The sequence below is a fragment of the Kitasatospora sp. NPDC056181 genome (assembly GCF_042266225.1).
GTDB lineage: Bacteria > Actinomycetota > Actinomycetes > Streptomycetales > Streptomycetaceae > Kitasatospora.
Genome location: NZ_JBHJUK010000029.1, coordinates 1 through 12732 on the forward strand (window position 1 = coordinate 1; position 12732 = coordinate 12732).

The 12732-nt window shown below is 75.5% G+C and carries 11 protein-coding genes; 3 read left to right on the forward strand and 8 right to left on the reverse strand.

The window, feature by feature from the left end; all coding sequences use genetic code 11:
- Nucleotides 1–91 precede the first annotated feature (91 nt).
- The 3 genes from ACFC1F_RS14075 to ACFC1F_RS14085 form a co-directional block, all read right to left on the reverse strand.
- The gene (locus ACFC1F_RS14075; RefSeq protein WP_376158135.1) at nt 92–541 is read right to left on the reverse strand and encodes a GNAT family N-acetyltransferase; all 450 of its coding nucleotides are present in this window, start codon (nt 539–541) and stop codon (nt 92–94) included.
- A gap of 107 nt (nt 542–648) precedes the next feature.
- The gene (locus ACFC1F_RS14080; protein WP_376158138.1) at nt 649–2322 is read right to left on the reverse strand and encodes an amidohydrolase; all 1674 of its coding nucleotides are present in this window, start codon (nt 2320–2322) and stop codon (nt 649–651) included.
- Nucleotides 2323–2352: 30 nt separating this feature from the next.
- The gene (locus tag ACFC1F_RS14085; protein WP_030243361.1) at nt 2353–2793 is read right to left on the reverse strand and encodes an Lrp/AsnC family transcriptional regulator; all 441 of its coding nucleotides are present in this window, start codon (nt 2791–2793) and stop codon (nt 2353–2355) included.
- A 230-nt stretch (nt 2794–3023) separates the two neighbouring features.
- Between ACFC1F_RS14085 and ACFC1F_RS14090 the strand changes: the two genes are divergently transcribed.
- On the forward strand, nt 3024–3479 hold the full coding sequence (locus ACFC1F_RS14090) for a hypothetical protein (protein ID WP_376158142.1): 456 nt from the start codon (nt 3024–3026) through the stop codon (nt 3477–3479).
- A gap of 186 nt (nt 3480–3665) precedes the next feature.
- Here the strand turns inward: ACFC1F_RS14090 and ACFC1F_RS14095 are convergent, their stop codons facing one another.
- Nucleotides 3666–4829, reverse strand: coding sequence for an acyl-CoA dehydrogenase family protein (locus ACFC1F_RS14095; protein ID WP_209410497.1), 1164 nt, complete (start codon nt 4827–4829; stop codon nt 3666–3668).
- Nucleotides 4830–5101: 272 nt separating this feature from the next.
- Here ACFC1F_RS14095 and ACFC1F_RS14100 point away from each other — a divergent pair, with 272 nt between their 5' ends.
- Both ACFC1F_RS14100 and ACFC1F_RS14105 read left to right on the forward strand, forming a co-directional pair.
- The gene (locus tag ACFC1F_RS14100; RefSeq protein WP_376158262.1) at nt 5102–5683 is read left to right on the forward strand and encodes a uridine kinase; all 582 of its coding nucleotides are present in this window, start codon (nt 5102–5104) and stop codon (nt 5681–5683) included.
- A gap of 451 nt (nt 5684–6134) precedes the next feature.
- Nucleotides 6135–8273, forward strand: a complete 2139-nt coding sequence (locus ACFC1F_RS14105) for an AAA family ATPase (RefSeq protein ID WP_376158145.1) — start codon at nt 6135–6137, stop codon at nt 8271–8273.
- A 108-nt stretch (nt 8274–8381) separates the two neighbouring features.
- Here the strand turns inward: ACFC1F_RS14105 and ACFC1F_RS14110 are convergent, their stop codons facing one another.
- From ACFC1F_RS14110 to ACFC1F_RS14125, 4 genes are all read right to left on the reverse strand, one after another.
- Nucleotides 8382–9374 carry an NAD-dependent epimerase/dehydratase family protein gene (locus tag ACFC1F_RS14110; RefSeq protein WP_209410496.1) on the reverse strand — a complete coding sequence of 331 codons (993 nt, stop codon included), beginning with the start codon at nt 9372–9374 and terminating at the stop codon, nt 8382–8384.
- 88 nt (nt 9375–9462) lie between these two features.
- The gene (locus ACFC1F_RS14115; protein WP_376158148.1) at nt 9463–10509 is read right to left on the reverse strand and encodes a hemolysin family protein; all 1047 of its coding nucleotides are present in this window, start codon (nt 10507–10509) and stop codon (nt 9463–9465) included.
- On the reverse strand, nt 10506–11849 hold the full coding sequence (locus ACFC1F_RS14120; protein WP_376158150.1) for a hemolysin family protein: 1344 nt from the start codon (nt 11847–11849) through the stop codon (nt 10506–10508). The genes ACFC1F_RS14115 and ACFC1F_RS14120 overlap by 4 nt, the downstream gene beginning before the upstream one ends.
- A 316-nt stretch (nt 11850–12165) precedes the next feature.
- Nucleotides 12166–12600: a PH domain-containing protein gene (locus tag ACFC1F_RS14125; RefSeq protein ID WP_376158152.1), complete on the reverse strand. Its 435-nt coding sequence runs from the start codon at nt 12598–12600 to the stop codon at nt 12166–12168.
- Nucleotides 12601–12732 lie beyond the last annotated feature (132 nt).

Below are 12732 nucleotides of genomic sequence, written 5' to 3' on the forward strand. Positions count from 1 at the left end.
GTGCGGCGGCGGGGCCGGTGCGGCGGCGGGGCCGGTGCGGCGGCGGGGCCGGTGCGGCGGCGGGGCGGGACCGGTGCGGCGCCGGGGCGGCTCAGCGCGCGGCGTAGCGGACCTCCCCGAGCGGCCAGTCCTCGGCGAGCCAGGCGGAGACGGTCCGGTGGAGCACGGCGTCCAGCTCGGCCCGGTCGGCGCGGACCCAGGAGCTGACCCTCGCGACGGCGGGGTCCTCCCGGTCCGGGTGGATGTAGACGCAGCCGACGACGGCGTCCCCGGGGGTCTCCAGGACGGTGTAGGTGAAGCCGGAGCGCCGCTCGAAGTCGGCGGCGTGCCGGCGCAGGTCGGCGAGGTTCTGCTCCGGCGTCATGCCCTCGGCGGGCGGCCAGCTGCCGGTCCAGCCCGGGGTGGCGTGGATGTGCTCGATGCTCGACGACCAGGCCGCGAGATCGGAGGCGTTGTGCTGCTCCCCGAGGGGCTCCAGGCGGAACCCCTCGGCGGTGAGCGTGCGGGGGACGGCGAAGTCGGCGGGTACGAGGTCGGTCATGGGGATCAATCTAGGGTCCGTCTTCAAACTCCCGTCGTCCGCCCGGCAGGCAGGCGGGAGTTTGAAGACGGACCTTGGGGGGCGTGGCCCCGCCGCCTCACCCGGTGTCAGCCGGCCGGCCGGTCGGCGGCGGCGAGGTACACCGTCCGGCCGCGGACCACCGTGCGCAGGCAGACGGGGAGGGGGCGGCCCGGGGTGAGGTCGGGCAGGCCGGGGGTGCCGGAGCGCGGGTCGGTGGACCAGCCGGCCACCCGGGAGTCGGGAGCCTGGACGACCAGGTCGTCGGCGGCCCAGACCGCGTAGCTGGCGATCGCGCCGGGGACGAGGACGCCGTCCTGGTCGCGGCCGAGCGCGCGCCAGCCGCCGCGGGTGTGGGCGGTGAAGGCGGCCCGGACGGAGATCCGGTGGTCCGGCGTCCGGTGGAAGGCGGCGGCCCGGACGGTGCCCCAGGGGTCGAGCGGGGTGACCGGGGCGTCCGAGCCGAAGGCGAGCGGCACGCCGGCCCGCAGCAGGGCGGCGAAGGGGTTGAGGGCGGCGGCCCGCTCGGCGCCCAGGCGCTGGACGTACATGCCGTCCGGGCCGCCCCAGGCGGCGTCGAACGCGGGCTGGACGGAGGCCGTGAGGCCCAGCTCGGCGAAGGCGGCGATCGACTTGTCGTCCAGCGCCTCGGCGTGCTCCACCCGGTGGCGCAGCGCCCGGACCCGGTCGGCGCCGACCCGCTCCCCCGCCGCCCGGACGCCGTCCAGCACCGCGGCGATCGCGGCGTCGCCGATGGCGTGGAAGCCGGCCTGGAGCCCGGCCTCGGTGCAGGCGGCCACGTGGTCGGCGACCTGCCCGGCGCTCAGGTAGGAGGTGCCGGTGTGGTCGGCGTCGGCGTAGGAGGCGTGCAGGCAGGCGGTGTGCGAGCCGAGCGCGCCGTCGACGAAGAGGTCTCCGCCGGCGCCCGCCGCGCCCAGCCGCCGGGCGGTCTCGACTCCTCCCAACTCGCCCCAGTAACCGAAGACTTCGGGGCCCTCACCCTCGGCGGCGAGGGCGAGCAGGGCGGTCAGGTCGGCCTCGGAGGAGATCTCCGGGCCGGCGCACTCGTGCAGCGAGCCGATGCCGAGCTCGGCGGCCCGGGCCAGGGTGGCGCGCTGGGCGCGGCGGCGCTGCCCGGGGGTGAGACGGGCCAGTGCGGTCTGCCGGACGGCGTGGTGGGCGTCCCGGGTGAGCGGGCCGTCGGCGTCGTGGCCGGGTCGCCCGGCGAGGCCGGGGGTGAGGGCGCGCAGCGCGGAGGTGGCGAGCGCGGAGTGCACGTCGGTGCGGGACAGGTAGACGGCGGCGCCCCCGGCCGCCGCGTCCAGCTCGGCGAGGGTCGGCGGGCGGCCCTCGGGCCAGCCGGTCTCGTCCCAGCCGTGACCGAGGAGCACGCCGCCGGGCTCGTCGGCGGCCTCCGTGGCGGAGGCGACGAAGGCCGCGACGGCAGCCAGGGCGGCGGCGAGCGAGGGGCTGCCGGTGAGGTCGAGTCCGGTGAGCGCCAGCCCGGTGGAGGTGGCGTGCACGTGCGCGTCGACGAACGCGGGGGTGACCAGCGCGCCGTCCAGCTCGACGATCTCGTCGGCGATGTCGGCGTACGCCCCGGCGGCGCCGTCGCTGCCGACCCAGGCGACGTGTTCGCCCTCGACGAGCATCGCGGTCGCGAAGGGGTCGGCAGGGCTGTAGACGGCGCCGCCGCGCAGCAGGACGGTCCGTGGGCCCCTCCTGCCCGAGGGCGGGCAAGGAGGGCAGGTGCGTTCGGTCATGGGCTTTAGTCTGCACCCCTCCGGGCCTGCTCAGAGCTTCGGGGGCCGCGCCTCGTACGGGGTGGAGAGCACGACGGTGGTGCGGGTGGAGACGCCGGCCGCGCTGCGGATCCGGGCCAGCAGGTCCTCCAGGTCGCCGGGGGCTCCGACGCGGACCTTGAGGATGTAGTTCTCGTCCCCGGCGACGCTGTGGCAGGCCTCGATCTCGGGCAGCCCGGCGAGCCGCTCGGGGGTGTCGTCCGGGGCGCTCGGGTCGAAGGGCTTGACCGAGATGAACGCGGTCAGCGCCAGGTCGACGGAGTCCGGGTCGATGATCGCGGTGTAGCCGCGGATCACCCCGCGCTGCTCCAGGCGCCGCACCCGCTGGTGCACCGCCGAGGTGGACAGGCCGGTCGCCTTGCCCAGGTCCGTGTAGCTCATCCGGCCGTCCTCCAGGAGCAGCTGAACGATGCGTTGGTCGAGATCCTCCACAAGGCGCAAACCTACCCCTTCGGGGGCGCGGGCAGGTGCCACGGCGGGAGCGCGGGGTGGCACGGGCGGTGGTGCGGGGTGCCGGGCGGGCACATGCCGGGCGAATGTGGCGAAGGACACACCCGGTGCATCACAGTGCGCCGACCCGCAGGGTTATGAGTCCGCGTCGCAGGGAAGTGCTGGTTGTGGCCCCGGGCGACCACGCCGGGCCCGATCCGAGGGGGATCACCATGCGTGCAACCGACCCGCGTTCGCCGGGCGCCGACGACACCCACGATATGACCGACCGCGACGGTCTCGCGGTCCCGAACGGCCTCGCGCCGGGGGTGGACCCGGGAGAGGCCGACACCTGGGAGATCTTCCGGGTGCACTGCCCCGAGTGCCGCCGCCCGATCGCCCTCGTGGGCGACGAGGAGCGGCTGCCGCAGCACGCGGTGCTGCCGACCGCGTGGCACCCCTTCTCCCCCGCGCTCTGCCCGGGCTCGGGCGCGCCGACGGACGACCTGGCCGAGGTGGAGCCCTCCGAGGACGCCGAGGCGGACGGCCTGGAGGCGCTGCTGGCGCTGCCGGCCGAACTCGACTGGCGCACCCAGCCGTTCTCGCACGCGGTGGCGCACCGCCCGGTCCGGGTGACGGCCGTCGCCCCGCTGATCCCGCAGCAGCGCCGCCGGCTCGCCCGGCACTGACGGCGCGCGGCTCCCCCGGCCCGCAGGGTTCCCACCACTCCCGCAAACCGTGGCGCCCGACGGGTGCCTGACCGCCCGTCAGACGGCGGTCGGTCCCGGCGGGACATGCCTCCGGGCGTCACTCCGCACCCTGGAGTGACGCCCGGAGGCGGTTCGGGGGGCCGCCGAGGAGCGGCCCGGGAGGCGTCAGCCCTGGGTCAGGTGGCGGCCGATCACCAGTCGCTGGATCTGGTTGGTGCCCTCGACGATCTGCAGCACCTTGGCCTCGCGCATGTAGCGCTCGGCCGGGAAGTCCTGGGTGTAGCCGTAGCCGCCGAGCACCTGCACCGCGTCGGTGGTCACCCGCATCACCGTGTCGGTGCAGAACAGCTTGGCCATCGCCGCCTCCTTGGAGAACGGCAGGCCGGCGTCGCGCAGCCGCGCGGCGGACAGGTAGAGCGCGCGCCCGGCCTCGATCTGGGTGGCCATGTCGGCGAGCATGAAGGACAGGCCCTGGAACTCGGCGATCGGCCGGCCGAACTGGCGGCGGGTGCGCGCGTAGTCGACCGCGAGGTCGAGCGCGGCCTGGGCGACGCCGACGGCGCAGGCGGCGATGCCGAGGCGGCCGGAGTCCAGCGCGGCGAGCGCGATCTGGAAGCCCTGGCCCTCGGCGCCGATCAGCCGCTCACGGGCCACCCGCGCGCCGTCGAAGTGCAGCTGGGCCGTCGGCGAGGACTTCATGCCCATCTTCTGCTCCGGCGGGGCCGCCGAGAGACCGGGAACGGTGCCGGGGACCAGCAGGCAGCTGATGCCGCGCGGGCCCGGCTCGCCGGTGCGCACCAGGGCGCTGTAGAAGTCGGCCTGCCCGCCGTGGGTGATCCACGCCTTGGTGCCGCTGACCACGTAGTCCTCGCCGTCCAGGTCGGCGCGGGTGCGCAGCGCGGCGGCGTCGGAGCCGGACTGCGGCTCGGAGAGGCAGTAGGCGCCGAGCTGCTCGCCGGAGAGCATTCCGGGCAGCCAGGCGGCGCGCTGCTCCTCGGTGCCGAAGGTCGCCAGGGCGTGGCAGGAGAGCGTGTGCACGCTGACGCCGAGGCCGACGGCCAGCCAGCCGGACGCCAGCTCCTCCAGGACCTGGAGGTACACCTCGTAGGGCTGGTCGCCGCCGCCGTACTTCTCGTCGTACGGGAGGGAGAGCAGGCCGGCCTCACCGAGGGTGCGGAACACGTCACGCGGGAAGTGCCCGGCGGCCTCGTCCTCCGCCGCGCGCGGCTGGAGCTCGCGCTGGACCAGGTCCCGGGTGAGGCTCAGCAGCTCACGGGCCTCCTCGGTGGGCAGCTGGCGGTCCACGGCTTTCGCAGGGGAGGGGGTCATGGCGGCTGGTCGCCTCCTCGTTCGGGCGACGGGCTCTGCTGTGGCGGGCCCGACGCGGGTGTGGCAGGTCGGCCCGACCGGTACCGGATTACGGTGAACGGCCGTTCACATGCGTGGCGAAGTGAGTATGCCCGATCCCGGCGCCGCCGTCACGACCAGCGGAACATCACTGTCCGTATCGGCGCACGGGCCGCCGTAGGGTGGCCGATGTGGCTGCTTCCGAATCCTTCGAAACCCGTCCCGGCACCCGGCCGGGAACGCCCGCGGCAGGCCTGAACGCCCCGGCGGCGGACCTGGGCGCGCTCGCGGCCGAGCTGCGCGGGCTGGCGCCGTCCTGCGGGCCGGTGCGGCTGGTCGCGGTGGACGGGCACGCGGGCTCCGGCAAGACCACCTTCGCGGGCCGGCTCGCCACCGCACTCGGGGGCGCGCCGGTGGTGCACCTGGACGACCTCGCCACCCACGCCGAGCCGTTCGGCTGGGCGGGACGACTGCGCACGCAGGTACTGGAGCCGCTGGCGGCCGGGCGGGACGCCGCGTACGAGGTGTACGACTGGACGCTGCGCCGGTTCGCCTCGACGGCGGCGGTGCCGCTCGCGCCGGTGGTCCTGGTGGAGGGGGTCGGCGCCGGGCGGCGTGCGGTGCGGCCGTGGCTGGCCCGGCTGGTGTGGATGGAGCTGTCGGCCGAGGACGCCCGGCGGCGCGGCGAGGAGCGGGACGGGCCGGCACTGGCGGAGTTCTGGGAGGGCTGGGCGCAGGCCGAATCGGCACATTTCGCCGACGACCCGAGCCGCCCGCACGCCGGGACGACGGTCGACGGGGTGACCGGGCGGATCTCGCCCGGTCACCCTCGGTGAACCTTCAACAGGCCCTTGACCTGCGGTATCGCCAGAACATAGGTTCTCCTCAGTTGCCGCGGTCACCGAGCGTGCAACTCCCAGACGCGGCACTCCCGACTTGTTCCCCCGTGAGCCGGGGGTGCCGCCCCCCTTCCGGCCCGGACCCCGCTCCGAGCCTCCCCGGCCTCCGGGCCGACCCCGCACCGGGCGCCGGCCCGACACCGTCCCGACCGCAGGTCCGAACACCGTCCCGGCTGCCGGTTCGAGCCCGTCCGACCCGTGCGGGCGCCCAACGGCCGCGCCCCCGGTCGCATTTGACTGCGCGCGGCACCCTTCCGGATCAGCGCCACGCCGGTACGATTCCAGGCAGGCGCATATGCGCCCCGGGGCATCGACCACCGGCCGGCACTCCGCACACGACCCGCCGGCCGAGCCCCGAGGCACACCGCGGGGGGCGTGAGTGACGACGGTGGACAGTTCCGACGGCAACAACGCGGGCGGCCCGGCTCCGAACCGGCTCGCCGACCGTGCCTGGCTGCGCGCAATGGACGCCTACACGGCGGGTGCGTACGCCCGCGCGGAGGAGGAGTTCCGTGCGGCCGTCCGGCTCGACCCGGGGATGGCCGACGCCTGGCTCGGCCTGCACGCCCTGCGCAGCGACACCTCCGGGGCGCTGCTCGCGATGTACCGCCACCAGAAACGGTTCGGCGAACAGCGCCGGCTCCACCGCCGCCCGCTCAGCTCCTGGTACTGGCTGGGCTGGTGGGTCCAGCCCGTGCTGGAGGACGCCCGGGACCTGGCCCTGGCCCACGCCTCGCACTGGCTGGACGGCCGCCATCTCGCCGAGCTGGACCAGGCGTTGGCGCACTGCCCGACCCCCGCCGAAGACCCGTCCGCGCGGTTCCTGCACGCCTGCCGCTCCTACCTGCTCAAGGACTGGGAGCAGTTGATCCGGGACACCGACCGGCTGCTGGACGACCCGCTGCTGGGCATCGAGGCCGGCCTCTTCGCCGGCATGGCACGGGTCCGGCTGGACATGTGCGCGCAGGCCCAGGCACCGCTGGCCGCCTCGCTCGCCCGCTGCCGCTCCGAGCAGCCGCAGCGCAAGGAACTGCGGTACTGGCTGGCCCGGGCGTACGAGGGGGCCGGGCGCAGCGCCGCCGCGCTCCCGCTCTACCGCGCGGTCCACCGGGCCGACCCGGCGTTCATGGACACCGCGGCCCGGCTGGCGGCGATCGCGGCCGAGGACGAACTGGTCGACGGGCTGCTCGACGCCGTCGGCGGGGCCGGCGGCCACGGCCCGGGAGCGGCCGTGCTCGATGAAGAGGACTTCGACGCGGCGGAGTTCGAATCGGCGGAGTTCGAGTCGGCGGAGCTGCCATCGGCGGGGTTCGAGTCGGCGGAGCTGGACGGGCCCGGGGCGGACGCGGCGGGGGCGGACGCGGCGGGGTTCGCCGCCCCCGGGTACGGCCCGGGGACGTTCGACGCGGAGGCCTTCCCCGGGGAGGCCTTCCCCGCCGAGGAGCTCCCGGGCGGGGCCGTGCCCCCCGCCGCCCCCTCCCCTGCCGACGCGCCGGCCGGGGCCGCGGGGGCCGGGGCCCCGCCGGCGGCCGCGGGAGAGCGCACCGGCTCGGCCGTCCCGCCCGTCGTCCCCGCCCCCGCCCCGACCGCCGGGGCCGCTCCGGCGCCCGCCCTGGGCGAGGCGCTCCCCCGGCTCGCGAGCCCCTCGGCGCCCGCCGAACCGGTGGGCAGTGAAAGGGAGCTGGACGAGGCTCTGGCCGAACTCGCCAGGATGGTCGGCCTGGAGCCGGTGAAGCGGCAGGTCCGGGCGCTCTCCGCGCAGCTGCGGATGTCCCGGCTGCGGGCGGCGCAGGGCCTGCCGGTCCAGCCGCCCAAACGGCACTTCGTCTTCTCCGGCCCCTCCGGCACCGGCAAGACCACCGTGGCACGCATCCTCGGCCGGGTCTTCCACGCCCTCGGCCTGCTCTCCGGCGACCACCTGGTCGAGGCCCAGAGAGCCGACCTGGTGGGCGAGTTCCTCGGCCAGACGGCGGTCAAGGCGAACGAGCTGATCGACTCCGCGCTGGACGGCGTGCTCTTCATCGACGAGGCGTACAGCCTCTCCAACTCCGGCTACAGCAAGGGTGACGCGTACGGGGACGAGGCGCTCCAGGTGCTGCTGAAGCGGGCCGAGGACAACCGGGACCGGCTGGTGGTGATCCTGGCCGGCTACCCGGAGGGGATGAACCGGCTGCTCGCCACCAACCCCGGTCTCAACTCCCGCTTCACCACCCGGGTCGACTTCCCCAGCTACCGCCCCGGCGAGCTGACCGCGATCGGCGCGGCGCTCGCCGACCGGGACGGCGACGGCTGGGACGAGGACGCCGCCGAGGAACTGGCCAGCATCTGCACCCACGTGGTGCGCGAGGGCTGGATCGACGACCTCGGCAACGGCCGGTTCATCCGCACCCTGTACGAGAAGTCCTGCGCCTACCGGGACCTGCGGCTCTCGCTGCTGCGCGAGCCGCCGGGCCGCGAGGACCTGGCGACGCTGCGGCTGCCGGACCTCGTACAGGCCTACGGCGAGCTGATCGACGGCCGGGGCTGACCGGGCGCCGGGGGCGGCCGGGCCGCACCGGCCCTTTCCGGCCGGTCCCGGCCCCTGGCCCCTGGCCCCCGGCCGCCGGTCCGGCCCGGGTCAACCCCGTCAGCCCGGTCAGCCGGTCCGGCCCCGGAGGAACACGTCCTCCCGCTCCCGGTCCAGGCCGACCACCGGACGGTCCGGGCGCTGCGGGGCCGTGCCGCCGATGGACTGCAGCCAGGCCCAGGTGTCCGCCACCGTCTCCGCCACCGGCCGGCAGCGCAGCCCGGCGGCCACCGCCTTGGACACGTCGGAGCCGTGCATGGTGTCGTGCAGCTCGCCCGGCGGGATCCAGACCGGCAGGTCGCTCCACGGTTCGATGCCGGCCGCCAGGATCGGGCCCGCCTCGGTCCAGCGCAGCTCGGCGTCCGAGCCGGTGGCCCGGACGCAGGCCTCCAGCAGCCCGCCCATGGTGGCGTGCCCGGACGGGCTGACCAGGTCGTACGCGCCGCCGAGCCCGGCCGCCAGGGCGTCGAGCGTCCAGACCGCGAGGTCGCGGCCGTCGATGTACTGCAGCGCGAGGTCGCGCGGGCCGGGGGCGAGCACCGGGCCGCCGCGGGCGATCCGGCCCAGCCACCAGGGCAGCCGGCCGATGTTCTCGTACGGGCCGAGGATCAGCCCGGCGCGGACGAGCAGGGCCCGGTCGCCGAGGGCGTCCAGCAGGGCCAGCTCGGCCCCGCGCTTGGCCTGCGCGTACGGCACCTCCCCGGCGTCCGGCGAGCCCTCGACGACGGCCGCGCCCTCGTCCGCCCCGGCCGGACTCGGGTACGCGTACACCGACCGGCTGGACACGTACGCGTAGCGGCCGGTCCGGCCGGCCAGCAGGCGGGCGCTGTCACGCACCGCCGAGGGTGCGCCGGACCACGTGTCCACGACCGCGTCCCACTCCCCCTCGGCCAGCGCGGCCAGGCCGCCCTCGGCCCTGCGGTCCCCGTGCAGGGCGCGCACGCCCTCCGGCGGCGCGTGCGTCCCCCGGTGGAAGACCGTCACCTCCCAGCCCCGGGCCAGCGCCTCCTCGGCGACGGCGCGGCCGACGAACTCCGTTCCACCCAGCAGTAGAAGCCTCATGCCGACCACCCTGCACGAGGACGGCCGGCAGGGGAACGGACGCACGCCCAGAGCGGAATCGCCCGTAGCGCAACGGAATCGGGAACCGTCAGGCGGCGGAGCGGTGGTCCGGGTCGTGCACCTCGCCGACCAGCTCCTCCACCACGTCCTCCAGCGTCACCACGCCGAGCGTGCGGCCGTCCTGGTCGAGCACGGCGGCCAGGTGGCAGGTGGCCCTGCGCATCGCGCCGAGCGCGTCGTCCAGCGGGAGCGTGCCGCGCAGCACGGTGATCGGCCGCCAGAGGCGGGCCGGGACCGGCGCCGACTGGTCGTCGACGTCCAGGATGTCCTTGAGGTGCAGGTAGCCGAGGTAGCCGTGGTCGGCCGGGTCGCCGTCGGTGACCGGGAAGCGCGAGAAGCCGGTGCGCAGCGCCAGCTCCTCGACCTGCGCGGCGGTGACCTTGGTGTCCACGGTGACCAGCTGTTCGGGCTTGAGCAGGACGTCGGTGACCGGCCGGCGCCCCATCTCCAGGGCGTCCTCCAGGCGCTCCTGACGGCCCTCGTCGATCAGGCCGGCGTCCCGGGAGTCGACCAGCAGGTACATCAGCTGCTCGGTGGTGAAGACCGACTCCACCTCGTCCCTGGCCTCGACCTTGAACAGCTTCAGCACGCCGTTGGCGAAGGCGTTCAGGAAGCGGATCACCGGCGCGAGCCAGCGCGCGAGCCGGTCCAGCGGCGGGCCCAGCCAGAGCGCGGCCTTCTCCGGGCCGGCCAGCGCCATGTTCTTCGGCACCATCTCGCCCATCACCATGTGCAGGAAGACCACGACGGCCAGCGAGATGCCGTAGGACAGCGGGTGCATCAGGCCGGACGGGATGCCCATCGCGTGGAACGGGCCCTCCAGCAGGTGGGCGATGGTCGGCTCGGCGAGGGCGCCGAGGCCCAGCGAGCAGACCGTGATGCCGAGCTGGGCGGCGGCGAGCATCGCGGAGACGTTGGAGAGCGCGTGCAGCACGGTGCGGGCGCGCCGGTTGCCGGCCTCGGCCAGCGGTTCGATCTGGCTGCGGCGGACCGAGATGACGGCGAACTCGGCGCCGACGAAGAACGCGTTTCCGAACAGCAGCAGGAGGGCGACGGCCAGTTGGAGCGCGGTCATCGGGTCCCGTCCTCGTCGTCGCCGAAGCGGTGGTCGCCGGCGGTGCGTTCGACCCGCACCCGGCTCGTGCGGTGGCGGTCCACGGCCTCGACGGTGAACCGCCAGCCGGGCAGCTCGGCCTGCTCGCCCGGGGCGGGCAGCCGGCCGAGCAGGCCGGAGACCAGGCCGGCCAGCGTCTCGTACGGGCCGTCCGGCGCGTGCAGGCCGATGGCCTCCAGCTGGTCGGTCCGGGCCCGGCCGTCGGCGGCCCAGACGGGGAGCCCGTCGACCGGCGGCAGCGGGACCAGCTCGGGGGTGTCGGCCGGGTCGTGCTCGTCCTGCACCTCGCCGACGATCTCCTCGACGATGTCCTCGACGGTGACCACGCCGGCGGTGCCGCCGTACTCGTCCACCACGATGGCCATCGGCTGGAGCCGGCGCAGCTGGTCGAGCAGCCGCTCGGCCGGGAGCGTCTCGGGCACCAGCAGCGGCGGCACGGCCAGCTCGCCGACCCGCACCAGGCCGCGCCTGGCGGGCGGGACGGCGAGGGCGTCCTTGAGCGTGACGGTGCCGGTGACCTCGTCGAGGCTGCCGGTGTAGACCGGGAAGCGGGAGAGGCCGGTGGCCCGGGTGAGGTTGAGCACGTCGGCGGCGCTGGCGTCGCGCTGGAGGGCCGCGACGTCCACCCGCGGGGTCATCACGGACTCGGCGGTCAGCTCGCCCAGGCCGAGGGTGCGCACGAAGAGGGTCGCCGACTCCTCGTCTATCGCACCGGCCTTGGCCGAGTGCCGGGCCAGCGAGACCAGCTCGGCCGGGGTGCGGGCGTGGCCCAGCTCCTCCTGCGGTTCGATCCCGAAGGCGCGGACGGTGCGGTCCGCGGAGCCGTTCAGGAAGCTGATCAGCGGGCGGCAGACCCGGGAGAAGGCCATGTGCGGGGCGGCCACGGCGCGGGCCACCTGGAGCGGCCGGGAGATCGCCCAGTTCTTCGGGACCAGCTCGCCGATCACCATCTGCACCACGGTGGCCAGCCCCATGCCGATCACCACGGCGGCGGCGCGGGCCGCCCCGTCGGACAGACCGATGCCGGTGAACACGGGCTTCAGCAGGACGGAGAGCGCCGGCTCGGCGAGCATGCCGACCACCAGCGAAGTGACGGTGATGCCCAGCTGGGCGCCGGAGAGCTGGAAGGAGAGGTGGCGCTGGGCCTTGGCGATCCGGGCGGCCTGCGCGTCGCCGGCCTCGGCGGCGCGCTCGACGGCCCCGCGCTCGACGGTCACGAAGGCGAACTCGGCGGCCACGAAGAGGCCGTTGGCGAGGATGAGCAGGAGTGCCGCGAACAACAGCAGCCAGGCGGTGATCACAGTGCCGCCTGCCTTCCGGGGGTCGGAAGTGGGGCGGCGCAGGTACTACCGGACGGATCGTCCATGGACGGGGGGAGTCACTCCTCTGGTCGTTGCGAGCAGGGCCAGGGGACCGTCGGCGGTGCGCTTTGCCCTGCTTTTACCAGCGTAGACGATACCCGTACGGCTGCCGGATACGCGTTCGAAGCGGCCGCCCCGGCCCCTGGACCCCTGTGACTCCGGTGACCTCTGTGGCTCCGGTGGCTCTGGTGTCCCCTGTGGCTCCGGTGTCCCGGTTCCGTGGCGGGCCGGCTCGGGCGCCGGTGGCCTGCGCCGGTCAGCGGCCGTGGTGCTCGACCAGGTCGCGCAGCGCGCGGGCGTCCGCGATCGCCTGCGCCTTGCCCATACCGGACTGGATGCCGACCGCCGCGAGCGAGGTGCCGTCGGCGAGGTCGAGCGTCGCCCAGGGGTCGCCCTGGCGGAAGTTGACCCGGACGATCTCGGCCCAGGCCAGCCGGCGGCGGCGGACGAAGTTCACCACGGTGATGCCCTCCGCGTCGGCGCTCACCCGGGGGCGGGCCAGCATCAGGCCCGCGCCGGCGAAGAAGACGCCGCTGAGCACCATCATGATCCGGTCGTTGAGCTGCCAGTTCGCCGGGAGCGCGACCGCGATCACGGCGAACAGGACGACCAGCAGCGTGCAGACCGGCAGCAGCACGGCGCGGGTGCGGCGCGGCGCCCAGGTGACGGGGAACTCGGCGGGGGTGGACACGTGCGGTCTCCGGGGGGGCGTTCTGGGGAAGTCCAGCGGACGGGGCGGGGTCGCCGGCCGGCGTCCCCGCCCCATTGAACCGGTGCTTAACTCCGCGCCGGCGACCGCCTCCGGGGCCGGAGGCGGCGGACG